The sequence below is a fragment of the Paraburkholderia sp. BR14374 genome (genome assembly GCF_040948685.1).
GTDB classification, from domain to species: domain Bacteria; phylum Pseudomonadota; class Gammaproteobacteria; order Burkholderiales; family Burkholderiaceae; genus Paraburkholderia; species Paraburkholderia youngii.
On the sequence record NZ_JBFPKF010000003.1, the window covers coordinates 408297 to 430986 of the forward strand.

Annotated in this window: 21 protein-coding genes and 1 pseudogene; 13 read left to right on the top strand and 9 right to left on the bottom strand. The window is 64.7% G+C overall.

Going from position 1 to position 22690, the window contains the following annotated elements; translation table 11 throughout:
- Positions 1 to 79: 79 nt before the first annotated feature.
- The 3 genes from zwf (at position 80) to AB3X86_RS09005 (ending at position 3247) form a co-directional block, all read left to right on the top strand.
- Positions 80 to 1699, top strand: coding sequence for a glucose-6-phosphate dehydrogenase (gene zwf / locus AB3X86_RS08995; RefSeq protein WP_368595680.1), 1620 nt, complete (start codon positions 80 to 82; stop codon positions 1697 to 1699).
- 65 nt (positions 1700 to 1764) lie between these two features.
- A complete protein-coding gene (locus AB3X86_RS09000) occupies positions 1765 to 2589 on the top strand; it encodes an ROK family protein (RefSeq protein WP_368595681.1) in 825 nt (274 codons plus the stop codon).
- 91 nt (positions 2590 to 2680) lie between these two features.
- On the top strand, positions 2681 to 3247 hold the full coding sequence (locus AB3X86_RS09005) for a YbhB/YbcL family Raf kinase inhibitor-like protein (protein WP_368595682.1): 567 nt from the start codon (positions 2681 to 2683) through the stop codon (positions 3245 to 3247).
- A gap of 47 nt (positions 3248 to 3294) precedes the next feature.
- On the opposite strand, the gene AB3X86_RS09010 is transcribed toward AB3X86_RS09005, so the two are convergent.
- Positions 3295 to 4290: an aldo/keto reductase gene (locus tag AB3X86_RS09010; RefSeq protein ID WP_368595683.1), complete on the bottom strand. Its 996-nt coding sequence runs from the start codon at positions 4288 to 4290 to the stop codon at positions 3295 to 3297.
- Between the two features lie 475 nt (positions 4291 to 4765).
- Here AB3X86_RS09010 and AB3X86_RS09015 point away from each other — a divergent pair, with 475 nt between their 5' ends.
- The 5 genes from AB3X86_RS09015 (at position 4766) to AB3X86_RS09035 (ending at position 9603) form a co-directional block, all read left to right on the top strand.
- A complete protein-coding gene (locus AB3X86_RS09015; RefSeq protein WP_368595684.1) occupies positions 4766 to 6970 on the top strand; it encodes a TonB-dependent receptor in 2205 nt (734 codons plus the stop codon).
- 79 nt (positions 6971 to 7049) lie between these two features.
- Positions 7050 to 7733 carry a Fe2+-dependent dioxygenase gene (locus tag AB3X86_RS09020; RefSeq protein ID WP_368595685.1) on the top strand — a complete coding sequence of 228 codons (684 nt, stop codon included), beginning with the start codon at positions 7050 to 7052 and terminating at the stop codon, positions 7731 to 7733.
- Positions 7730 to 8452, top strand: a complete 723-nt coding sequence (locus AB3X86_RS09025) for a PepSY-associated TM helix domain-containing protein (RefSeq protein WP_368595686.1) — start codon at positions 7730 to 7732, stop codon at positions 8450 to 8452. Before AB3X86_RS09020 ends, AB3X86_RS09025 begins: the two co-directional genes overlap by 4 nt.
- A 110-nt stretch (positions 8453 to 8562) precedes the next feature.
- A complete protein-coding gene (locus AB3X86_RS09030; RefSeq protein WP_368595687.1) occupies positions 8563 to 9252 on the top strand; it encodes a nitroreductase in 690 nt (229 codons plus the stop codon).
- Between the two features lie 36 nt (positions 9253 to 9288).
- Entirely contained in the window at positions 9289 to 9603 is a 315-nt protein-coding gene (locus tag AB3X86_RS09035; RefSeq protein ID WP_368595688.1) for a high-potential iron-sulfur protein, read from the top strand.
- Between the two features lie 26 nt (positions 9604 to 9629).
- Here AB3X86_RS09035 and AB3X86_RS09040 read toward each other — a convergent pair whose 3' ends face one another.
- Together AB3X86_RS09040 and AB3X86_RS09045 are read right to left on the bottom strand one after the other, a co-directional pair.
- On the bottom strand, positions 9630 to 9980 hold the full coding sequence (locus AB3X86_RS09040) for a DOPA 4,5-dioxygenase family protein (protein ID WP_176110502.1): 351 nt from the start codon (positions 9978 to 9980) through the stop codon (positions 9630 to 9632).
- A gap of 48 nt (positions 9981 to 10028) precedes the next feature.
- Positions 10029 to 10514: an N-acetyltransferase family protein gene (locus AB3X86_RS09045; RefSeq protein WP_368595689.1), complete on the bottom strand. Its 486-nt coding sequence runs from the start codon at positions 10512 to 10514 to the stop codon at positions 10029 to 10031.
- 347 nt (positions 10515 to 10861) lie between these two features.
- Between AB3X86_RS09045 and AB3X86_RS09050 the strand changes: the two genes are divergently transcribed.
- From AB3X86_RS09050 to AB3X86_RS09070, 5 genes are all read left to right on the top strand, one after another.
- On the top strand, positions 10862 to 11134 hold the full coding sequence (locus AB3X86_RS09050; RefSeq protein ID WP_176107001.1) for a DUF1488 domain-containing protein: 273 nt from the start codon (positions 10862 to 10864) through the stop codon (positions 11132 to 11134).
- Positions 11135 to 11831: 697 nt separating this feature from the next.
- The gene (locus tag AB3X86_RS09055; protein ID WP_176366462.1) at positions 11832 to 12305 is read left to right on the top strand and encodes a hypothetical protein; all 474 of its coding nucleotides are present in this window, start codon (positions 11832 to 11834) and stop codon (positions 12303 to 12305) included.
- 315 nt (positions 12306 to 12620) lie between these two features.
- The gene (locus tag AB3X86_RS09060) at positions 12621 to 12974 is read left to right on the top strand and encodes a YciI family protein (RefSeq protein ID WP_176106999.1); all 354 of its coding nucleotides are present in this window, start codon (positions 12621 to 12623) and stop codon (positions 12972 to 12974) included.
- 178 nt (positions 12975 to 13152) lie between these two features.
- Positions 13153 to 13566: a YciI family protein gene (locus AB3X86_RS09065; RefSeq protein WP_176106998.1), complete on the top strand. Its 414-nt coding sequence runs from the start codon at positions 13153 to 13155 to the stop codon at positions 13564 to 13566.
- 16 nt (positions 13567 to 13582) lie between these two features.
- Complete coding sequence (locus AB3X86_RS09070) at positions 13583 to 14857, top strand: RNA polymerase sigma factor (protein ID WP_368595690.1); 1275 nt, start codon at positions 13583 to 13585, stop codon at positions 14855 to 14857.
- Positions 14858 to 14882: 25 nt separating this feature from the next.
- Here AB3X86_RS09070 and AB3X86_RS09075 read toward each other — a convergent pair.
- The 6 genes and pseudogenes from AB3X86_RS09075 to AB3X86_RS09100 form a co-directional block, all read right to left on the bottom strand.
- A pseudogene (locus AB3X86_RS09075) lies at positions 14883 to 15005 on the bottom strand (LysE family translocator); the annotation flags it as partial.
- A gap of 17 nt (positions 15006 to 15022) precedes the next feature.
- Positions 15023 to 15610 carry a DUF4337 domain-containing protein gene (locus AB3X86_RS09080; protein WP_368595691.1) on the bottom strand — a complete coding sequence of 196 codons (588 nt, stop codon included), beginning with the start codon at positions 15608 to 15610 and terminating at the stop codon, positions 15023 to 15025.
- Positions 15611 to 15759: 149 nt separating this feature from the next.
- Entirely contained in the window at positions 15760 to 16728 is a 969-nt protein-coding gene (locus AB3X86_RS09085; protein ID WP_368595692.1) for a zinc-binding alcohol dehydrogenase family protein, read from the bottom strand.
- Positions 16729 to 16823: 95 nt separating this feature from the next.
- Entirely contained in the window at positions 16824 to 19892 is a 3069-nt protein-coding gene (locus AB3X86_RS09090) for an efflux RND transporter permease subunit (protein WP_368595693.1), read from the bottom strand.
- Positions 19893 to 19908: 16 nt separating this feature from the next.
- On the bottom strand, positions 19909 to 21060 hold the full coding sequence (locus AB3X86_RS09095) for an efflux RND transporter periplasmic adaptor subunit (protein ID WP_368595694.1): 1152 nt from the start codon (positions 21058 to 21060) through the stop codon (positions 19909 to 19911).
- Between the two features lie 54 nt (positions 21061 to 21114).
- Positions 21115 to 22632 (bottom strand): efflux transporter outer membrane subunit, encoded by a 1518-nt coding sequence (locus AB3X86_RS09100; protein ID WP_368595695.1) that lies wholly within the window; start codon positions 22630 to 22632, stop codon positions 21115 to 21117.
- Between the last annotated feature and the right edge of the window lie 58 nt (positions 22633 to 22690).

Below are 22690 nucleotides of genomic sequence, written 5' to 3' on the forward strand. Positions count from 1 at the left end.
GAACTGTGCGGCAGCGCGCGTGGTCTTTCATGTATCGCCACGTTCGTTCTCTCGGCTTTCCAAGTTCCAGGTGAATCTCATGTCGACTACACCGAACTCTTCCGCCTCTTCCGATCAACCCAACGCAACGCCCGCCTCGAGCTGCAAGCTCAGTTCGAACCGATACGACACGCTGTCGTCGCCGGCCGGCAAGAAGCCCGCGCCGCCGTGCACGCTCGTGATCTTCGGAGCGGGGGGCGATCTGACCAAACGTCTGTTGATGCCGGCGCTGTACAACCTCTCGGTCGATGGCCTGCTCGATGACAGCATGAAGATCATCGGCGTCAATCACGGTGAGCGCGAAACGCGCGAATGGTGCGACGAACTGCATACGTCGCTGCAGAAATTCGCCGCCGACAAAGCGAGCACCTTCCACGCCGGCAAGCTCGACGACAACGCGTGGAGCTGGGTCGCGCAGCGCCTCGAATACATGGCGGGCGAGTTCGAATCCGACGACACCTTTGCGAAGCTGAAACAGAAGCTCGATCAGTCGAAAATCGGCAACGTGATTTTTTACCTCGCGGTCGGCGCGCGTTTTTTCAAACCGATCGCCGAGCGGCTCGGCAAAGCCGGTCTGCTGAAGGAAGGCGACGGCGCGAACGGCGGCTTTCGGCGTCTCGTGATCGAGAAGCCGTTCGGCGCCGATCTCGCATCGGCGCGCGATCTGAACGCGCACATACTGTCGCATGCGCGGGAGTCGCAGGTGTACCGCATCGATCATTTTCTCGGCAAGGACACCGTGCAGAGCATTCTCGCGGTGCGCTTCGCGAATGCGATGTTCGAGCCGGTCTGGCGGCGCGAGTACATCGACTGCGTGCAGATCACGGCGGCGGAAACGATCGGCGTCGAAGGGCGCGGCAGATTCTACGAGCAGACCGGCGCGTTTCGCGACATGGTGCCGAACCATCTGTTCCAGCTGCTCGGCATCGTGGCGATGGAGCCGCCGAATTCGTTCGACGCCGAAGCCGTCCGCGACAAGAAGGTCGAGCTGTTCGACGCAATCCAGCCGCTCAAGCCCGACGACGTCGTATTCGGCCAGTACGAAAAAGGGGCCGCCGGTGCGGGCTATCGCGAGGAGCCCGACGTCGCGCCCGGCAGCACGACCGAAACCTACGCGGCGGCGCGCGTGTTCGTCGAGAACTGGCGCTGGGCCGGCGTGCCGTTCTATCTGCGTACCGGCAAACGGCTCTCAGTGCGCCGCACCGAAATTTCGGTGCAGTTGAAGCCGGTGCCGTTCCGCCTGTTCCGCGACACGCCGGTCAACGCATTGACGCCGAACGTGCTGACGTTGCGCATCGATCCCGAGCACGGCTCGAGTTTCGATTTCAACGTGAAGGCGCCGGGACCGGTGATGCAGGTCGGTGCGGTGCAGTCGTCATTCAACTATGGCGACTTCTTCGACGAGCGCGCGAACGTCGGATACGAGACGCTGCTATACGACTGCATGCTAGGCGACGCGACGTTGTTCCAGCGCGCCGATGGCATCGAGACGGCCTGGTGTGCGGTCGACGACGTGCTGCATCCGAAGAACGGCGGTGCTCTGCCCGTGCACGGTTATGCGGCAGGCAGCGACGGGCCGGCCGGAGCCGACGCGCTGCTCGCGCGCGACGGCCATGCGTGGCGACCGTTGCAGCAGAAAGCGCCCGGTGGCAAGTCGTAGCGGCACCTTTGAACCGACCCGCAGTTCGCGCATCACAACCGCCTCACCCACAATCGGGAGACATCGTGCCAACACGCAACAAGAACGCAGTGAAACGGAATGCGCCGAAAAGCGGCAGCGAGCACATCCTCGCGATCGACGTCGGCGGCACCGGCCTGAAGGCCGCGATCATCGACGCCAACGGGCAGATGAAAACCGAGCGCGTGCGCGTTGCGACGCCGCATCCGTGCACGCCGGATCAACTGGTGGACGCGCTCGCGCAACTCGTGGCTCCGCTCATCGAGCAGGTGCAGCCCGCTTGTATCTCGATCGGCTTTCCGGGTGTCGTGCGTAATAACCGCATTCTGACCGCGCCGCATTTCGGCATCGAAGGCTGGCACGACATTGCGCTCGCGGATTCGCTCGCGCAGCGCCTGGGCGATCTGCCGGTGCGGATGATCAACGACGCCGAGATGCAGGGCTTCGCGGCGATCGAAGGCCGCGGCCTCGAATTCGTGCTGACGCTCGGCACCGGCGCCGGCACCGCGATGTTTCGCGATGGCGAGCTGATGCCGCATCTGGAGCTCGCGCATCATCCGGTCAGCAAGAAGGGTGTCGCGTACGACGAATACATCGGCGAGGCCGCGCGCGAGCAGGTCGGCAACAAGCGTTGGAGCCGGCGTGTCGAGAAGGTGATCGGCATTCTCGAGTCACTGGTCAATTACGACAAGCTGTGGATCGGCGGCGGCAACGCGGCGCGCATCAAGTTCAAGCTGCCGGCGAACGTGGCGACCGTATCGAACGACGCGGGGATCGAGGGCGGTGCGAAATTGTGGCATCCGCTGTCGGTGCGCGAGACGCGGCAGTTTCCGGAGGCCACGGAGAAGACGGGGCGGTTTAAGCCGAAGTGAGGGGGTGGGCGGTTGCTGCTTGATGGGCTTCTCAGCGCTGCCACGCTCCTTCCAAGGCCCTCAGTAACCTTCCCGAACCCAGAGACTCTCAATGACTCGCATTCAACTGAACATCGCGCGGCACCTCCTCTCCGCTGTCGCGTGCGCGCTGCTCGCTTACGCGAGCGCGCATGCCTACGCGGCACCGGCCTTCGCAGTGTCGTCACCGGGACTGGCCGACGGCGGCACGCTCAACGCGAGGCATGCGGCGAGCGCGAACAACTGCGGCGGCGGCAACGTGTCGCCCGCATTGCAATGGCATAACGCGCCGGCCGACACAAAGAGTTTCGCGGTGACGATCTTCGATCCCGACGGCGCGAAAGGCCTCGGCATCGTGCACTGGATCGTGTACGGCATCGCACCGGGTACCACCGGACTCGCCGAGGGCGAAGCCGCGCCGGCGGGCAGCGTCGCCGGCACGAATCGCACCGGCGGGCCCGGCTATTACGGCCCGTGTCCGGCAGTCGGCGATGTGCCGCATCACTACGTCGCGCAGCTCTATGCGCTGGATCTGCCGCCCGACGCATTGCTGGCCGGCTTGACGCGCGATGCGTTCCTCGCCGCGATCAAGGATCACGTGCTCGCCGCGACGAGCACCGTGCTGCGCTACGGACGATGAAGTCGCGCGGCCGAACGCCGGGCCGCGCTTGATCTGCAGAAGGGCGCTTAGCGCGCCGCATCCCCCCATCGATACTGCACGCTCGCGTCATCGAGCTGAGTCTTGATTGCGTCGTCGAGCGTGAACTCGGCCGCCGAGAGCGTATCGCTCAACTGCTCGGCGCGACTCGCACCAATGATCGCCGACGTGATCAGCGGATTCGCGAGCACCCACGCAAGCGATACCTTCGCCAACGATTCGCCGGTCGGCGCGGCGATCGCCTTCAGTCTTTCGATCGTGTCGAATTCGCGCTCGTGCCAGTAGCGCTGTTGATACATCGCGCCAGCCTTGCCGACGCTTTCAGTGAAGCGCCCCTCGGTGGGCGTCGCATCGAGCCGATGCTTGCCCGTCAGCAGTCCGCCCGCGAGCGGGTTATACGGCATCACGGCTAGCTGCTCCTCGGCGGCCAGCGGCAGCAGCTCACGCTCGATCTGGCGAAACAGCAGGTTGTAGCGCGGCTGAACCGACACGAAGCGCGCGACGCGCAGCACGTCCGCGCGTCCCAGAGCTCGCGCGAGCCGGTACGCAAGGAAATTCGATACGCCGATATAGCGCGCCTTGCCCGCGCGCACGATCGTATCGAGTGCTTCGAGCGTCTCGTCGAGCGGGGTTTTCGGGTCGTCGGAATGGAGCTGGTACAGGTCGACGTAGTCGGTGCCGAGGCGCTGCAAGGACGCATCGATCGCATCGAGCAGGTGTTTGCGCGACGCGCCCTGATCCCACGCGGCGGGCCCCATCTTGCCGACTGCCTTGGTCGCGACGATGAAGCGCTCGCGTTTGCCCTTCAGCCAGCTTCCGACGATTTCCTCGGTGCGTCCGGACAGGTCTTCGCCGGCGCCGAGCGGATAGACGTTCGCGGTATCGATGAAGTTGACGCCGGCGTCCGCAGCCGTGGCCAGGATGCGGTGCGATGCGGCTTCTTCGGTTTGCAGGCCGAAAGTCATGGTGCCGAGACACAGGCGCGAAACGGTCAGGCCGGTGCGGCCGAATTGGCGATATTGCATAGAGTCGACTCCAGAGGGGACGAAAGCGTTTGCCGGAAGGGTGGGACTTTCATGTTGTACGGTGTTGTAAAAAGGATAAACGGATTCGCGATTCGATGTGCATCACCGCCGCGATGGGATGTTATTTAAATGAAAGAAATGGCGTAAGCTGAATTGGCTCTCGAGCGCGCCGCTCATAAGCCTTTTGCAAGCAATAATTACAAATAGTAATGAATCTGCGCAACTAGAGCCCTAATTTTACGTATTGCTTTCGAAAAGCAAAAAACAGAAACAGAACCATTACGCGAACTAATGTACGCCGCGATTGATGCCTCCGTGTGCGTATGAAATGATAGCGATTCTCATTTAAACCAGCCAGCCATCCCGTCATCTCCATCTCATACAACGGAGAGCGTCAGCCAGCCATTTGCGCTTTTGTCATGAATTCGACGTCATTGATGCCAATTCGACAAAGCGCATTTCTGACGGGATTTCCATGCTCAATCACACGCCGCTGGCGACAGCGCTGGCGCTCGCGTTTACCGTTCCTTATGCGACGCCTGCGCTCGCGCAAAGCGCGTCGCAACCGGCCGCCTCCAGCGCGCCGCAGAACGCACAAACCAACGCCCAGAACAACGCACCTGCCGCCGCGCAGACGCTGCCGACCATCGGCGTGCAGGCTCAGACCGTTCAGCAGGACTTTCAGGCCGAGCGCGCGAGCGTCGGTGCCAAGACCCCGACCGCGCTGCGCGACATTCCGCAGACCGTCACCGTGATCAATCGCGACCTGCTCGCTTCGCAGGGCGCGACGTCGTTTACGGACGCGCTGCGCAACGCACCCGGCGTGACCATCGGCGCGGCCGAGGGCGGCCAGATCGGCAACAACATCAACCTGCGCGGCTTCACCGCGCAGAATGACATCTATCTGGACGGCTTTCGCGACCGCAACCAGTACTACCGCGATACGTTCGACCTCGAAGCGCTAGAGGTGCTATATGGTCCGTCGTCGATGCTGTTCGGCCGCGGCTCGACGGGCGGCGTGATTAATCAGGTCAGCAAGAAGGCGAACCTGACGGACTCGGCGGAAGTCTCCGGCATGATCGGCACCAACGACCGCTACCGCTCCACCGTCGACGTGAACCACAAGCTCACCGACACCTCGGCGATCCGCCTGAACGCGTTCGGCCAGAGCCTTGGCTCGACGCGCGACGTGATGAAGAACAAGGATTTCGGCGTCGCGCCGGAGCTGCGCTTCGGTATCGGCACCCCTACCGAGATCACGCTGTCGGCGCTGATCCAGCGCAACAACGACATGCCCGACTACGGCATCCAGGCGCTGAACGGCCGCCCGTCGCCGGTGCCGAAAAACACGTTCTACGGTTTGACCAGCGACCGCACGATCCAGAACGTGCAGATCTTCACCGGGGCGATCAAGCACAAGTTCTCCGACGACCTGACGCTGACGAACCAGACGCAGATCTCGCACTCGTTGACCGACGCGCGCGAAACCGCGCCGCAAGCGGTGCTGACCGGACCGCTGTCGTCGAGCACTGCGCTGAGCAACGGCAACTTCACGACGCTACCGCCGTCGGCCCTGTTCATCAAGCTGCAGAGCCATGACCGCGTGATCCAGAATCACGCGATCTACAACGACACGATGGTCGAATACAAATTCGACACCGGGCCGGTCAGGCACGACGTGATTGCCGGTGTCGAAGTGGGCCACGACAGCTATACGAACCAGGCATACACGCGCAACAACCTGCCGATCGTGCCGATGCTCAATCCGCCGATCATCGGCACGCCGTCGAACGTGACGACGACGGTCGGCAACTACGCCGATTCGAGCGCGAACGAAATCGCCGCCTACCTGAACGACACGATCACGCTGACGCCGCACTGGAAGCTGATTGGCGGTGTGCGCTGGGATCGCTTCTCGGCCGAGATCCACAACACCGTCAGCGCGCCGGCTTTCGCGAGCCAGACCAACTACTTCACGAGCGTGCGCACGGGCCTCATCTATCAGCCGACCGACTGGCAGTCGTACTACGTGTCGTACGGCACGTCGTTCAACCCGTCGCTCGAAAACCTGACGGTCACGAACCTCACGCAGAACCTCGCACCGGAATCGACGAAGTCGTATGAAGTCGGCGGCAAGTGGGATCTGCTCGGCGGCAACATCTCGCTGACCTCGGCATTGTTCCGCGAGGAGAAGGACAACGCGCGCACCCAGGTCTCGCCGACCGAATACGAGCTGGCCGGCGACATTCGCGTCGACGGCTTCCAGGCGAGCGTGACCGGGCACATCACCGACAAGTGGCAGATTTTCGGCGGCTACACGTACATGGACGCGAAGATCCTGAAAGCGGCCGACGGCACGCAGGGCCACACGCCGGCCAACACGCCGCGCAACACGTTGACGTTCTGGACCACATACGCGATCACGCCGCACTGGGAAATCGGTGGCGGTCCGATCTATATGTCGTCGCGTTATGCATCGAATACCAACTTCGTGAAGGTGCCGGGCTACACGCGTTGGGACGCGACCGCGGCCTATCACGCGAAGAAGTATGACGTGCGCCTGAACCTGCTGAACCTGACCGACAAGTACTACTACGACGCGTTGATTCCGTCGGACGGCGGACGTTCGGTGCCGGGCATCGGCCGTACGTTGCTCGCGACGTTCGATTACCGCTTCTGATGGCCGCTTTTGCGACGCACTGAGCGCATCCGTTAGGCTTGCCGCTTTGCAAACGGCAAGCCGACTCGAAGGACACACTATGCTGCTGCACATTCCGAAGGTACTGGACGCCGGGCAATTGCGCTTCGTGCGCGAGCGGCTCGATCGAGCCGGCGACGCGTGGGTCGATGGCCGCGCGACCGCGGGCTATCAGGGCGCGCCGGTCAAGCGCAATCAGCAGATCGCCGAGCACTCTGCGATCGCGCGCGAACTCGGCGACGTGATTGTCGCGGCGATCGAGCGCAATCCGCTGTTCATCAGCGCGGTGCTGCCGAACCAGGTGTATCCGCCGCTGTTCAACCGCTACGAGGGCGGCATGCAGTTCGGCAGCCACGTCGACGGCGCGGTGCGCGTGCTGCCGAACGGCGTGAAGCTGCGCACCGACGTGTCGGTGACGCTGTTTCTCAGCGGGCCCGACGAATACGACGGCGGCGAACTCGTGATCGAAGACACCTACGGCGTGCAGCAGGTAAAGCTGCCGGCCGGCGACATGATCGTTTATCCGGCGACGAGTCTGCATCAGGTGACGCCCGTCACGCGCGGCGCGCGCGTGGCGAGCTTCTTCTGGGTGCAGAGTCTCGTGCGCAGCGACACGCATCGCGCGCTGCTGTTCGACATGGACACCGCGATTCAACGGCTCAATGCAACCCATGCCGACGAGGCTGCGCGACGCAGCCTCGTCGGTTGTTATCACAATCTGCTGCGTACCTGGAGCGAAACGTGAGCGAATCGGATACCCTCGACATGCAACCGCCGGCGGCCGGCCAATATGGCGCGCACGAACCGCGTCGGCTCGATGGCGATGAACTGAAGGCGCGCCAGCAGCGCTCGCGTCGCGCGACTTTCATCAAGTGGCTGCGCAACGTGCATGGCTGGGTTGGATTGTGGGGCGCGGCGCTCGGTCTGCTGTTCGGCACGACGGGTTTCTTGCTGAACCATCGCGGCGGTCCGCTGCGCGTGTCGACCGGCGAGCCGCAGGTCTCGGTGATGCAGGTGCCGCTGCCGCAACCGGCACCGGAAACCCCGCGCGAACTCGCGAAGTGGCTCAAGCAGGAGCTGAAGATCGCCGGCAATCCGGGGCGTGTGCAGAAGGAATCCGAGCATCCGGTGGCATGGGGCGATCGCAGCGTCGTGCAGCCCGAGCACTGGCAGCTGAACTTCGCGTCGCCGAAAGAAAATACCTCGGCCGAATACTGGGTGGGCAATAACACGGTGACGGTCAAGCGCAGCGCGAACACCTTTCTCGCGATGCTGACGAACATGCACAAGGGCGTGGGCTTGAGCGTCGGCTGGGTGCTGCTGATCGATACGCTCGCGGGCAGTCTGATCGTGCTGTCGCTGACGGGCGTGCTGTTGTGGACCGAGTTGAACAAGCGCAAGACGGTGGGGCTCGTGCTCGTGGCGGGTTCGATTGCGGCGGCGGTGGCGTTGGGGACGATGTAAGGGCGCAGCACAACGCCCTGGACGAAGCCTGCGCGCTGGCAGGCAGGCTTGGAGCGGTACGCGCTAGAATCGTCGCAGACCTACTTCGCTGGCTCTGCCGCCATTCGCCGATGACCTCTCCCGCGAACCCCGTCGACACCGCGCTGACCACGCGACGCGCGGTGCGCGCCTTTCTGCCGACGCCGGTGCAGCGCGCCGACATCGATGCCATTCTCGAAGCCGCCAGCTATGCGCCGTCGGGCACCAACACGCAGCCGTGGAAGGTGTACGTGCTGACGGGCGAATCGCTCGCGCGTCTGTCGCGCGATCTGCTCGCGGCCTACGACGATCCGCAGCGCGACCAGCTGTACCAGGAGGAGTACGCGTACTACCCGCGCCAATGGCAGTCGCCGTACATCGATCGGCGCCGCAAGATTGGCTGGAATATGTATGGCCTGCTCGGCATAGAGAAGGGCGACAAGGCGCGCATGCACGAACAGCACTCGCGCAACTTCCGTTTCTTCGACGCACCCGTCGGCCTGCTGTTCACGATCGATCGCAGCCTCGAGCGCGGCAGCTGGCTCGACTACGGCATGTTCCTGCAGGCGATCATGACGGCCGCGCGCGGACGCGGCCTCGACACCTGTCCGCAGGCCGCGTTCATGCAGTTTCATCGGCTGATTGCCGAATATCTCGGCCTGCCCGAGAACGAGCAGTTCCTGTGCGGCATGTCGCTCGGCTTCGCCGACCCCAATGCGCCGGTCAATACGCTGCGCCCCGAGCGCGAGCCGGTCGAGCGCTTCACGCGTTTTCTCGATTGACCGCGGACCTCAGTCCCCACCCAGAGGCAAACGAAAATGAAAACATCGCGCCGCCATTTCCTGCTGGTCAGCGCGGGCATCGGCTCGTCGCTCGCGCTGTCTCACGTCGGGTTCGCCGCGACCGTTCCCAATGCGCTGAGCGAGAGCGATCCGCAGGCGCAGAAAGTCGGCTATACCGAAGATGCGTCGAAGGTCGACAAGGCCAAGTTTCCGAACTTCGCGGCCGGGCAATCGTGCGCGAACTGCTCGCTGTTCCAGGGCAAGGCGTCGGATGCGTACGGCGGCTGCACGCTGTTCGGCGCCAAGCAGGTCGCGTCGCGCGGTTGGTGCAGCGCGTACACGAATATGTAAGCACGCCGCCGCATCGTTCGCGGCTGCTACAGCAGTGCCTTCAACACCAGCTCGTGCGAGTGCCCGATCCACACGGCGGCGTCGCGATGATCGCGCAGCGCGTCGCCGGTATTCGGATGCAGAAAGACATCGAGCGCGCCGTGATTGAGCGTGAGCCAGCTGACCACGTCGGCGAACTGCTGGTGCGCGAACGCAAGCTGATACGACCACATCGGATGCGGGCCGACCGGCCGTTCATGGAAGCGCCCGATCTGCAGTTTGTCGCCCCAATGCGCGTCGATCTGCTCGCGAAACGCCCACGCGGCGTCGCGGCTGGCTGCGTCGAAATAAATGTGCGCGTGCCAGCTTTGTATTGCTGAAGCATCGCGAAAGTTCATATCAGAGTCCATTGCCAGGCTCGTTCCGTATCAGTCTTTATCCGACATTCATTCTGCTTCGTTTTCCGCCGGCGCGCGCGCTGCAACGCGCATGTGAAACTGTGTCTGATCCTCGCCGACGATCGCGAAGCCAAGACGATCGTACAGCCGTTTGGCGGGATTGCCCTTGAGCACCTGCAAGCTGACCGGCAGCGCTTCGGCCGCGGCGGCGCGCAGGATCGTGCGCAGCACCTGCTCGCCGATACCGCGGCCGTGTAGCGCCGGCGCGATCTGCAACTGCGCGACGAACCATTCGTCGTTGTTGCGATGCGCCTTCAACAGGCCCGCGGGCGCGCCGTCGATGCAGATCACCTGCGCGGCGTCGTAGCGATGCCGCAGGCGCGCGCGATGGGCGTCTTCGTCGGTCGGCTCGCCGGCGCGCGCCAGGTGTTCGGTCATCGTCGCCTTGCGCAGTTCGAGCAGGAAGGGTTCGTCGTCGGGTTGCGCGGGGCGCAAGGTCAACCCGGATCGTTGGTCGGGCAGTTGGGCGGACATGTCGGCAAGGTGGTAGCGCGCGATGGCGCACGCGATGATCGTGCGAAGCGCGAGTAAGAATTTTCGTCGATTGTCGCGTCCGCTGCGCTTTTTTTACCACGCGGCTATGTTGCGGTCTTCCCACTTTGCGATGCGGTCATCGTTGCCGGTGCCCGTGAGTGCCTGTGTCGCTATCGGCGTTGGGTGGCATGCGCTTTGCTCTAACGTCTGGCTCCATCGCGGCCGCACTATCCGCACCACCGTACGAACAGACAAAACGGGCCTCGCGATGCGGCGAGCGTCAGATGATTTTCCGGGGACGTTCGCGTCGTACGGCGAACGTCGTAATCAACGTTGCGAGGTGTGCTATGGCGATGATCGAGGCGGTACCCAGCGTCTCGGCAGACGGACGGGCGGTGATTTTCCAGCTTTCGTCGCGGGGACGAGACCTTGAATGCGCGGTCACGCGCGAGGCGCTCGAACAGCACTTCTGGCTGCAACGCGGCGCGGGTGAGGCGCGCATTTTGAAGACGTTCGCCGATGGGCGCCAACGCATTACCGCGATCGCCGAACGAAAAATGCTCGCGCGTCCCGGTGAGAAGGTCTTGCTGACGATCGACGATTTCTCTACACGCGGTTGACGTGCGTGGCGCGGCGGGCCGAAAAGCCCGTTGTTACATCGATTCGCCAAATTAAGCCGCCAAAGTCCCTCGCTTCGCGCAATTGCATTCGCGGGTGCGCGCCTACACTCTTTTCCATGGAGCGACAAATCACCGAACTCCATCGATGCGACTTCCCCTCGTGTCGGATTTGAACCGTACCGTTGATGAAGTAGTCTGCAGTTCGCAGTTCGCAGTTGACGCAATACGAAGCGCGCAATGCATCGAACACGCGCGCGAAGCAAAAGGGGTAGCGGCCAGCAGTAGGAAATAACGAGGACCGGCCCACATGCAGTGGTATTTGGAAGTGAATTGAATCGACAGTTTGAAACTTGCTGTCGAGCGGTAGAAATTGCCGTTGCAGTACGCGTAAGCAATAGCTTTGCAGGTTAGGTGGTTATAGGTTTGCAGGCACTCCACGCGCCTGCTCGACTGTTCCATCCTGTCAGCCCTGTTCCCTCACGGAACAGGGCTTTTTTTCGTCGCAACGAAACGCGCTGCTTGTTTCCGGCGGCTTCGAACCGATATGGGGACAGTGTGTTCTTCGATACGTTCGAAGAACGGCGCGTCGCAGAGCGTGAACTGTCGGGCGCGAAATGCGTCGGACGTTCGAGCGCGGCGTTTGCCGCCGTCGCGTGCCGAAGTCCGGGCGCGCTGCCGAAAGAAGGAGGTTGAATCGATGTCCAGCAAATCGCGAGTTCGCAAGCCCGGCCGCACGGCCATGTCCCCGTTGTTGCGTTCCCTCACGCAGAGCCGCACCGCGCACGCGCCGGTCACTCAGACCATGCTGTTGCAGGCCTACGCCGCGCTCGATGCCTTTCGCCGCGGCCACGGCGCACGCATGCTGCACACGACGCTGAGCCGGCATCTGCTGGCGTCGCAGGAACTGACCCGCGCCGGACTGGGCGCCGACGCGCTCGCGGACATCGAAAGCGCGCATGCGGCGATGGTGCGGCTCGACATGCGCGAGCGCAAGACCGGCCGCTGGTCGCTCGAAGACGACGACTACGCACGTCTGTGCACGGCGCTCGCGATCTTCGACGGACAGCTGTCGGCGGCGTCGCTGAGCGAGCTGGCGAGCGCGGAAGCGAAAATGATCGAAGGTCTGATGCGCTCCGCGCGGCTGAGAGCGCTGGCGGAAGCGCCAGTTTGAGCGTCCCGCAACATGCAAAACGCCCCACATAGGGGCGCTTTTCACATTCGGCGAGGACGTAAATTGATTCCGGAGAATACTTGATGCGGCATCGACGTGTCGCGCGCGGCCGGCTGAGGCGCGCCGCGTGGCTCGTTACGAGTGTCCGTAGAAGTCCGGCCGGGCGCGTTTGCCGCTGAGATTCCCGCTTGCTAGACTGGCTGCGCCTGACTGCCACCTATCTGCCTGCCTACCTGCTATGCCGCCGAGGCCGGGCGTCGCTGTCGTCGTTGCGATGCCGACCCGCGCATACAACCGAGCCCTGTCGGAGACTCCATGTCCTACATGCTGCTGATCGTCGAACCCACGGACCAACGCGAGGAGCGCGGCGAAGCCGCCGGTCGCGACCTCTATGACCAGATGGTGCGGTTCTCCGAGAACCTGAAAGCGCGCGGCAAGCTGCTCGCGGTCGAATCGCTGACTTCGCAGAAGGACGCCGTGCGCGTGCAGGTCCGCAATGGCCAGTCGAAGCTCGTCGACGGGCCGTTCGCCGAGGCGAAGGAGATGATCGGCGGCTTCTTTCTGCTGAACTGCGACAGCCGCGAAGAGGCGGTGGCGATCGCGCAAACCTGTCCCGCGGCGGCGTGGTGCACGGTCGAGGTCCGCAAGCTCGGCCCGTGCTTCATCTAGCCACGGGTGGCTCTCGCGTCATCCGCTTCGTGTTTTCCCTGGGATGGCGGGAGCGCCGCGGGTGTCGATCTGACCTTGCATCGCGCGTCGTGTGAGTAAGGGGCTTGCCCGAGTGGCCTCTTCAAGCGATTCACGCGAATCCACTCACCACGAACCACTAACAACAAGGAGCAACGACATGCGATTCATGATCATCGTAAAAGCCACGGCCGCGAGCGAAGCCGGCGAGATGCCCGAACCGTCGCTGATCGCCGCGATGGGCGCCTACCACGAAGAACTCTCGAAGGCCGGTGTCCTGCTCGACGCAACCGGCCTGCAGCCGAGCTCGAAAGGCTGGCGCGTGCGCTATAGCGGCGGCAAACGGAGCGTCGTCGACGGACCGTTCGCGGAGACCAAGGAGCTGATTGCCGGCTACACGCTGATCCAGGTGCGCTCGCGCGACGAGGCGATGGAATGGGCGCGGCGCTTCCCGGCCCCGTTCGGTGAGCACGCCGATGGCGAAATCGAAGTGCGGCAGCTGTTCGAGATCGACGACTTCGAGCCGGGGCCGGAAGTCGAGCGCTTTCGCAAGCTCGAAGAAGATCACCGCTGAGGTGAAGGCTGACGCCGTGACGATACAGGCCACCCATCGTGCGATCGACGCTGTCTGGCGGATCGAATCCGCGAAGGTCATCGCTCACGTCGCGCGGATCGTGCGCGACGTGGGGCTCGCCGAGGAACTCGCGCAGGACGCGCTGGTGGCCGCGCTCGAGCATTGGCCGGAGGCGGGCGTGCCCGACAACCCCGGAGCCTGGCTGATGACGGCCGCGAAAAACCGCGCGCTCGATCGCCTGCGCCAGGAAGCGCTGCATGCGCGCAAGCGCGAGGAGTTCGGCCACGAGCTCGACGCGATCGAGGCGCACGTGGTGCCTGATTTCGTCGATGCGCTCGATGCCGCGCGCGCCGACGACATCGGCGACGATTTGCTGCGGCTCATCTTCACCGCATGCCATCCGGTGTTGTCGACCGATGCACGCGTCGCGCTGACGCTGCGCCTGCTCGGCGGCCTCACCACCGACGAAATCGCGCGCGCGTTTCTCGTGCCGGAACCGACCATCGCGCAGCGGATCGTGCGCGCGAAGCGCACGCTGTCGGCGGCGCGCGTGCCGTTCGAGGTGCCGCAGGCGGACGCGCGCGCGGCACGGCTCGCGTCGGTGCTGCAGGTGATCTATCTGATTTTCAACGAAGGGTATTCGGCCACTGCCGGCGACGACTGGATGCGCCCGGCGCTATGCGAGGAGGCGCTGCGGCTCGGGCGCGTGTTGAGCGGACTCGTCGCCGACGAAAGCGAGGTCCACGGTCTGGTTGCGCTAATGGAGATCCAGGCGTCGCGCACGCATGCGCGCACCGATGCGCAGGGTCGGCCGGTGCTGTTGCTCGATCAGGATCGCAGCCGCTGGGACCCGCTGCTGATTCGCCGCGGCCTCGCGGCGTTGGACAGCGCGCATGCGCTCGGCGGCGCAAGCGGGCCGTATGCGTTGCAGGCGGCGCTCGCCGCGTGTCATGCGCGGGCACGCCGCGCCGAGGACACTGACTGGGCGCAGATCGTCGCGCTCTACGATGCTTTGGCGCAGGTCGCGCCATCGCCGGTCGTGGAGTTGAATCGCGCGGTCGCGGTGGGGATGGCGTTCGGGCCGGCGGCCGGACTCGAGATCGTCGATGCGCTTGCGGCTGGTTCGGCGCTCGAGAATTATCACTGGCTGCCGAGCGTGCGCGGCGATCTGCTGGTCAAGCTCGGACGCATCGACGAAGCGCGCGCGGAGTTCGAGCGCGCCGCGGCGATGACGCGCAATACGCGCGAGCGCGAGCTGTTGCTGGAGCGTGCGCGCGGGCTTGCGCATTGAATTTTGGGCACCTCCGAGTGCCGCCTCAACGAATCAACTGCCGCACTCCCAACGCAACGATCAACCCGCCGCACACGCGATCGACCCACATCTTGCCGCGCCGATACGCCGACGCGATCCGCGCATGCGACAACGCCAGCGCGACGAACAACCGATACACCTCGCTCATAGCCCGAAAAACGCCGCGCCCGCGGTCAGGACGCCTGCTCCCGCGACGAGGTACGACACATTGCGCAGCCAGTTCTTGCGCGTGAGAAGCGTGATGGCGCACAGCGCAATCGCGACCTGAATCAGCAGCGTCGCCTGAGCCCAGCGATGATGGCCGTGCAGCAGCGTTTCGCTGCGCGTGTCGGCGGCGACGACCTGTTTTTCGATCGCTTCGGCGTTCGCGCGGATCGGCTCCTTCTGCTGCTTGTATTTCTCGACGTCGGCGACGAATTTCGCGTGCGCATCGGTATTGGGCGCCGACAGCGCCGCGCCGAGTTCGGCGAGGTTCTCCTTCTCTCCCTTCGCCTGGTAGTAGCTCCACTGGTTCGACGCTTCGGTCTTCTTGATCGCGGCTTCGTTCTTGAAGAACAGCGCGAGGTTTTCGGCGTTGCCGCTCTGGTACGCGCACAGCGCGCCGATCGTCGCGAGGATCGCGGTCATCACGGCCATCCGGCTCGCGAACGGATCGGCGTCGTGATGCGCGGCGTGGCCGGCGTGTTCGACGGCGTGGTCGTGCGGACCGTGCACTTCATATTCATCAGACATCAGATTCTCCGAGGCAATGCTTTTGTCGTTCTCGCCGGGCGGCGCGGGCGCCCGGCGGCCTCAATCTTAGCGTGTTGCGGGCGGCCTGAGGCCGCGGCTTCAATGCAGCGTCGGCGCAGCGCGCTGGGGAGAGCTGTGTCGGAGGACGGCTATTGCATGCGGATCACGACGCGCCCGCGCGTACCGGCGGCGACCGCCTCGTAGGCTTCGCGCGCGCGGGCGAGCGGAAATTCCTGTGCGATCGCCGGGCCGCTCAGCTTGCCGCTGTCGAAGCCCTCGACGAGCGACGTCATCAGCGGCGCCGATTGCGCGACGCCGAGCTTCGCGCTGTCGACACCGAGCAATTGCGTCTCGTTGTGATAGAAATCGATCAGATCGAACTCGACCCGGCGCTTGCCGGTCGCGCTGATTTCGAGCACGCGGCCGCGCCGCTTCGCGAGACTCAGCGCGGTCTCGAACGCGACACCGCCTACCGTGTCGTAGACGACTTCGGCGCCTGCGCCGCCGGTCAGCTCGCGCACACGTTCGGCTGCGTGTTCGTCGAACGGCACGTAGGCGTCGATCAGGCGGCCCGCGGGCGTGGCCGGATCAAGCGGCCGGCGGTCGACGGCGATCACGCGCGCGCCGCGTGCCTTCGCGATCTGCGCGACCGCGCCGCCGACACCGCCGCCCGCGCCAAGCACCGCGACGGTCTCGCCGGCCTGCAACCTTGCGTATTCGACGGTGCCGAGCCACGCGACCACGAAGTTCACGCCGATTGCCGCCGCCTCGACATGGCTCAACGCAACGGGCTTGCGTGACAGCGCCGCGACCGGAATGCGGAGGTACTCGGCGTGCGTGCCGTCGCGCGTGAAGCCGATGTCGCCGCCGGTGCCCCACACTTCGGCGTCACGCCACGCGGCCGGGCCATCCACCACCATGCCGCTGAAGTCGCGCCCCGGTATGCGCGGCAGCACCGTATGTTCGAAACGGCCGGCCACGTTCTTCACGTCGCTCGGATTGACCGAGGCCGCCATGACCCGCACGACCGCATGGTCCGCGTCGGCCTGTGGCGTCGGCAGATCGACGTATTCGAGCACTTCGGGGTTGCCGAAAGATTTGAACTGGATCGCTTTCATCGTGCGTGGCTCCGGTTGGTCTTGCGCCGCGTTGCGCAGCGAATGCTCCGTAGTCTAGGTGACGAACGCGCAGCGGGTAAGCGAACACCCAGGCCCTAACCCGCCTGACCCGCCTCGCCGGCTTTCGGCGCCTGTCCATGCCGCTGATGATCGGCGGCCAGAAACATGTACATCGCCGGCACGACGAACAACGTGAACAGCGTGCCGATCGACATCCCCGTGAAAATCACGAGCCCCATCGCGTTGCGGCCCGCCGCGCCCGCGCCCGACGCGATCACGAGCGGCACCACGCCGAGCACCATCGCGGCGGTCGTCATCAGGATCGGACGCAGCCGCACGCCGGCGGCTTCCTCGACCGCTTCGCGCTTGCCGCGGCCCGCGCGCTGCAATTCGTTGGCGAACTGCACGATCAGGATGCCGTGCTTGCTGACGAGTCCCATCAGCGTGACGAGGCCGACCTGCGTGTAGATGTTCAGCGTAGTCAGGCCGATGTTGATGAAGATCAGCGCCCCGAACAGCGCCATCGGTACCGAGATCAGGATCACGATCGGATCGCGGAAGCTCTCGAATTGCGCCGCGAGCGCGAGGAACACGATGATCGTCGCAAGCAGCAGCGTAATGACGAAGCCGCCCGACTCCTGCACGAACTGGCGCGACGCTCCCGAGTAATCGGCCGAATAGCCGGCCGGCGCGACCTGCGCGGTCGCCTTGCGCAGAAAATCGAGCACCTGGCCTTGCGACACTCCCGGCACGGTCACGCCGGAGATCGTCGCCGAGTTCAACTGCTGGAAGTGATTGATCGATTCGGGCACGACGCTGTGCTTGATATGCGCGACCGTCGAGGCCGGAATCACGCTGCCGTCCGGCGTGCGCAGATAGTAGTCGAGCACCTGCGACGGATTGAGCCGATCGGTCTGCAGCACCTGCGGAATCACCTTGTACGAACGCCCCGCGATCGAGAAGTAGTTGACGTAGCCGCCGCCCAGCGCCGAACCGAGCGCCTGTCCGACGTCGCTTTGCGACAGCCCGAGCGAGGCCACCTTGTCGCGATCGACGACGAGCACCGCTTCCGGCTTGTCGATTTTCAGGTCGGTATCGACGAAGAAGAACATGCCGCTCTCGCGCGCTTGTTCGAGCACCGCTTGCGACACCTCGTTGAGGTTTTGGAACGGCTCGGTCGTGCTGATTACGAACTGCACCGGCAAGCCCTGCGAGCCCGGCAGCGGCGGAAACTGGAACGCCGCGACGCGTGCGCCCGCGATCTGATTCCACTTCTGCTGCAATTCCTCCTGCAGTACGGTCGCGTTTTTGCCGCGCTGATCCCAGGTCTTGAACAGCACGCCGCCGATGCCCTGATTGATGGTCGGCGAACCCGTCAGCTGGAACATCTGCGAGTACTCGGGCAGCGATTCCGAGGCGTCGAACACCTGGTCCGCGTAGGTCTGCATCTGCTGGATCGTCGCGTTCGGCGGCCCGATGATCTGCGACAGCACGACGCCCTGATCTTCCTGCGGCGCGAGTTCCGACTTCGAGGTCATGAACAGATACACGGTGCCGCACAGCAGCAGCACGCCCATCACCACGAACACGGGCCAGGTATCGAGCGTCGCATGCAACAGGCGGCCATAGCCGCGATGCACGCGCTCGAACTGGCGGTCGACGAAACGCGCGAAACGTCCCGACTCCTGCTCGGCGCGAAAGAAGCGCGAACACATCATCGGCGACAACGTGAGGGCGATCACGCCCGATACCGTCACCGCGCCCGCGAGCGTGAACGCGAATTCGGTGAAGAGCGCGCCCGTCAGCCCGCCCTGGAAGCCGATCGGCGCGTACACGGCGATCAGCACGACGGTCATCGCGACGATCGGGCCGCCGAGTTCGCGCGCGGCGATCAGCGCCGCGTCGAACGGCGTCTTGCCTTCGTGCTTCATATGCCGATCGACGTTCTCGACGACGATGATCGCGTCGTCCACGACGAGCCCGATCGCGAGCACGAGCGCGAGCAGCGTCAGCAGATTGATCGAATAGCCGAGCGCCTGCATCACGAAGAACGTGCCGATCAGCGACAGCGGCATCGCGATCAACGGCACGATCACCGCGCGGAAACTGCCGAGAAACAGGAAGATCACGATCGTGACGATCACGAGCGCTTCGACGAGCGTCTTGATCACTTCCCTGATCGCGGTGTTCACGAAGTCGGTCGCGTCATACACGATGTCGCCCGTCATGCCGGTCGGGAACTGCCTCTGCAGATCGGGGAACACGGTTTTCACGCGTTTGGCAACGTCGAGAATGTTCGCGTCCGGCGCGACCTTGATGCCGATGAACACAGAGCGCTTGCCGCTGAACGCGACGTTGAAGTCGTAGCTGTCGGCGCCGAGCACGACGTTCGCGACATCCTGGAGACGCACGATCGAGCCGTTCTTCTGCTTGACGACGAGTTGCTTGAAATCGTCGACGGTATGCAGGTCCGTGCCCGCTTCGAGGTCGACGCTGACCATCTGCCCCTTCGTCGTGCCGAGCGTCGCGAGATAGTTGTTGTTGCCGAGTGCGGTGAACACGTCGCTCGCGCTGACGCCGTGCGCGGCGAGCCGCGCCGAATCCAGCCACGCGCGCATCGCGAACTGCCGGCCGCCGAGCACTTCGGCGGTCTGCACACCCTGGATCGAGTCGAGCTTCGGCTTGACCACGCGCAACAGGTAGTCGGTGACGTTGTTGCTCGGCAGCACGCTGCTGTAGAAGCCCATGTACATCGCGTCGGTGGTCTGCCCGGTCTGCACCGTCAGCACCGGCTGCTGCGCCTGCGGCGGCAACTGGTTGCGCACCGAGCCGATCTGCGTGTTGATCTCGGTCAGCGCGCGGTTCGCGTCGTAGTTCAAACGCAGCGTCGCGACGATCGTCGACACGCCCGTGATGCTCGTCGACGACATGTAGTCGATGCCCTGCGCCTGCGCGATTGCCGCTTCGAGCGGCTGGGTGATGAAGCCGGCGATGGTGTCCGGGTTCGCGCCATAGTAGGCGGTCGTGATCGTGACGACCGCGTTCTCGGTCTGCGGATACTGGCTGACCTTCAGCACCGCGAGCGCGCGCAGCCCGAGCACGAGGATCAGCAGGCTCACGACCGAAGCGAGTACCGGCCGGCGGATGAAGATGTCCGTGAACATGATCGGGCGGCCTCGCTTATTGTTCCTGCGGCGTCGGATTCGGACTGTCCGACGGCTGGACGCGGTTATCGATGATCAGCGGCGTGCCATTCTTCAGCTTGAGCTGGCCGCTCGTCACGACCTGCGTGCCGTCGTCGACGCCCTTCAGAATCGCCACCTGGTCGCCGCGCGTCGGGCCCGGCGTCACGAACACCTGCTGCGCGACGGGCAGCGTTTTGCCCTGCGCGTTGGGCTGCGTGCCGGGCTTCACGATGAACACGGTCGCGCCATACGGGTTGTAGGTGATCGCCGTTTGCGGCAGCGTCAGGTGACGCTCCTCGGCGCCCGAGTCGATCTTCACGTTCGCGTACATGCCGGGCAGCAGCTTGCGCTCGCGATTGTCGACACTCGCCTCGATCTGCACGTTGCGCGTCGCGCTGTCGACTTTCGGACTCATCGACTGGATCTTGCCGGTGAAGCTTCGTCCGCTGTACGCGTTGGTATCGACGCTGACGGTCGCGCCGATCGCGAGCTGGCCGAGCTGCTGTTGCGGCACCGAGAAGTCGGCGTAGATCGGATCGATGGCTTGCAGCGTGACGATCGTATCGCCCGGATTCAGGTATTGCCCCGGATTGATCGTCGTGATGCCGAGGCGCCCCGCGAACGGCGCGCGAATCGTCTTCTTGTCGACGAGCGCCTGCTGCTGCGCGACCTGCGCCTTCTTGCCCTTGAGGTCCGCCGCATCGGCGTCGAGCTGCGCTTTCGCGATCGCCTTGATGTCGTACTGCGCGCGGTCGCGCTCGTAAACCGTCTGCGCGAGGTCGGCCGCGGCCTGTAGCGATTGCAGCAGCGCGATGTCGCTGTCGTCATTGAGTCGCACGAGGATCTGCCCGGCTTTCGCTTCCTGCCCCGACACGAACGCGACCTGGCGCACGAGGCCGGCGACTTCGGTCGTCACGTCGACGCCGCGCACCGCGCGCAGGCTGCCGACCGCCGCGAGCTGCGGCTGCCACGACTGATAGTGGATCACCACCGCCGACACCGTCGCGGGCGGCGTGGTGTTGGCCGCCATGAACTTCGCGAACATGTGCGCGCGGAACAGGTTGAAGCCGACCAGCCCGGCGAGCAGCAGGCCGACGCAGATCAACATGATCACCATGCGCTTCGTCATCGGTTTTCTTTCGGCCATCGTGATGTCCTTGCTCGGCTTGGGGCGAGGGCTGAGGGTTGTGTCAGGGCACGGTCAATGTGGCGTTGCGGCGGCGGGCGCGGCGGCCGACTCGGGCGCCGCGCCATTCCACCAGCCGCCGCCGAGCGCCTGGAACAGCGCGGCCGTGTCGGCGTAACGCGCGGCCTGCGCCTGCGCGAGACTCACCACTGTCTGCTGATACTGGCGTTGCGCGTCGAGCAGCGCGAGGTAGCTCACGCCGCCGACGCGATACTGCCCGCGCGTCAGTTCGAGCGAATCGCTCGCGGCGCGCGACGCGTCGGTCTGCGCCTTGAGGCCGGTCGCATCGTGTTCGAGCGCACGCAGAGTGTCCGCGACGTTCTGGAACGCAAGCAGCACCGTCTCGCGGTATTGCGCGCCGGCCTGCTCATAGGCGGCCTCGGCCGCGCGCTTCTGCGCGCTCAGCTGGCCACCGTGAAAGACCGGTTGCAGCAAGCCCGCGCCGATGCTCCAGATCGTGCTGCCCGCCCTGAGCACTTGCGCGGGCGTCAGCGCCTCGGCGCCGTAGCTCGCGGACAACGTGATCTGCGGATACATCGCCGCGGTCGCGACGCCGACCTGCGCGCTCGCCTGATGCAGCGTGGCGTCGGCGGCGAGGATGTCGGGGCGCTGGCGCACCAGCGACGACGGCAGGCTCACGGGCAGCGTGTCGGGCAGCGAGAACATGTCGAGTGTGAATTCGGGCACGCCCGTGTCGCTCGGCAGTTTGCCGGCGAGCACCGCAAGCTGGTGGCGCGCCTGGTCGAGTTGCTGATAGAGCGGCGGCAGCGTCGCGCGGGTCTGCGCGAGCAGCGTTTCCTGCGCGAGCACGGCCGCGCGGCTCACACCGCCGAGCGAGAGTTGCTGGTCGAGCACGTTCAGCTGCTGCTCTTCCTCGGTGGCGATCCGCTCGGTCGCGTCGATCTGTGCGCGCACCGACGCTTCCTTGACCGCCGCGGTCACGATGTTGGCCGATATCGTCAGATAGGCGGCCTGCAGCTGGAAGCGCTGATAGTCGATCTGCGCATGCAGCGCTTCGAGTTCGCGCCGCGCGCCGCCGAACACGTCGAGCTTGTACGAGACGTTGACCGACGCGTTGTAGAGATTGAATTCTTCGACGAGGCCGGGCTGACCGAACGCGATGCCGTTGATCTTTTCGCGCGTGGCGTTGAGTTGCGCGTCGACGCTCGGCAGCAAGGTGCCGCCCGCCTGCGCGATGTAGTTTTCGCGGGCCTGGCGCAACGCGGCCTGGGCCGCGGTCATGTTCGGACTATTGGCGATGGCCTCGCGGATCAGCGCGTCGAGCGGCTCGCAATGAAACAGCGTCCACCACGCGGCGGGAATGTCCTGCGCCGGCGCGAAACGCTGCGGCAGGCCGGCGGGGCCGGGCGCGGAGGCGGTCTGGTCGGGCAGTGGCGTGGGGGTGAAAGTGTTCGTGGCCGGCGCTGGCGGCGCGTGGTAGTCGGGGCCGACCATGCAGCCGGCCAGCGCGACGCCGCTGCACAGCGCAACGAAGAGGCGCCGCCAGACAATACGCTGACTCACGTCGATCATCGATCTACCTTGTACGCCAGTGGCGGGTGGACCGGACGGAGATGTTCAGGGCACCCGA

Excerpts from the sequence above, each read along its gene's own strand:
- AB3X86_RS09020 (WP_368595685.1), top strand. The coding sequence starts at position 7,050 with ATGCTGCTGCACATTCCGAAGGTACTGGACGCCGGGCAATTGCGCTTC.
- AB3X86_RS09055 (WP_176366462.1), top strand. The coding sequence starts at position 11,832 with ATGTCCAGCAAATCGCGAGTTCGCAAGCCCGGCCGCACGGCCATGTCC.
- AB3X86_RS09080 (WP_368595691.1), bottom strand. The coding sequence starts at position 15,610 with ATGTCTGATGAATATGAAGTGCACGGTCCGCACGACCACGCCGTCGAA.
- AB3X86_RS09065 (WP_176106998.1), top strand. The coding sequence starts at position 13,153 with ATGCGATTCATGATCATCGTAAAAGCCACGGCCGCGAGCGAAGCCGGC.
- AB3X86_RS09100 (WP_368595695.1), bottom strand. The coding sequence starts at position 22,632 with ATGATCGACGTGAGTCAGCGTATTGTCTGGCGGCGCCTCTTCGTTGCG.
- AB3X86_RS09035 (WP_368595688.1), top strand. The coding sequence starts at position 9,289 with ATGAAAACATCGCGCCGCCATTTCCTGCTGGTCAGCGCGGGCATCGGC.
- AB3X86_RS09010 (WP_368595683.1), bottom strand. The coding sequence starts at position 4,290 with ATGCAATATCGCCAATTCGGCCGCACCGGCCTGACCGTTTCGCGCCTG.
- AB3X86_RS09040 (WP_176110502.1), bottom strand. The coding sequence starts at position 9,980 with ATGAACTTTCGCGATGCTTCAGCAATACAAAGCTGGCACGCGCACATT.
- AB3X86_RS09015 (WP_368595684.1), top strand. The coding sequence starts at position 4,766 with ATGCTCAATCACACGCCGCTGGCGACAGCGCTGGCGCTCGCGTTTACC.
- AB3X86_RS09060 (WP_176106999.1), top strand. The coding sequence starts at position 12,621 with ATGTCCTACATGCTGCTGATCGTCGAACCCACGGACCAACGCGAGGAG.
- AB3X86_RS09090 (WP_368595693.1), bottom strand. The coding sequence starts at position 19,892 with ATGTTCACGGACATCTTCATCCGCCGGCCGGTACTCGCTTCGGTCGTG.
- AB3X86_RS09050 (WP_176107001.1), top strand. The coding sequence starts at position 10,862 with ATGGCGATGATCGAGGCGGTACCCAGCGTCTCGGCAGACGGACGGGCG.
- AB3X86_RS09030 (WP_368595687.1), top strand. The coding sequence starts at position 8,563 with ATGACCTCTCCCGCGAACCCCGTCGACACCGCGCTGACCACGCGACGC.
- AB3X86_RS09085 (WP_368595692.1), bottom strand. The coding sequence starts at position 16,728 with ATGAAAGCGATCCAGTTCAAATCTTTCGGCAACCCCGAAGTGCTCGAA.
- AB3X86_RS09095 (WP_368595694.1), bottom strand. The coding sequence starts at position 21,060 with ATGGCCGAAAGAAAACCGATGACGAAGCGCATGGTGATCATGTTGATC.
- AB3X86_RS09005 (WP_368595682.1), top strand. The coding sequence starts at position 2,681 with ATGACTCGCATTCAACTGAACATCGCGCGGCACCTCCTCTCCGCTGTC.
- AB3X86_RS09045 (WP_368595689.1), bottom strand. The coding sequence starts at position 10,514 with ATGTCCGCCCAACTGCCCGACCAACGATCCGGGTTGACCTTGCGCCCC.
- zwf (WP_368595680.1), top strand. The coding sequence starts at position 80 with ATGTCGACTACACCGAACTCTTCCGCCTCTTCCGATCAACCCAACGCA.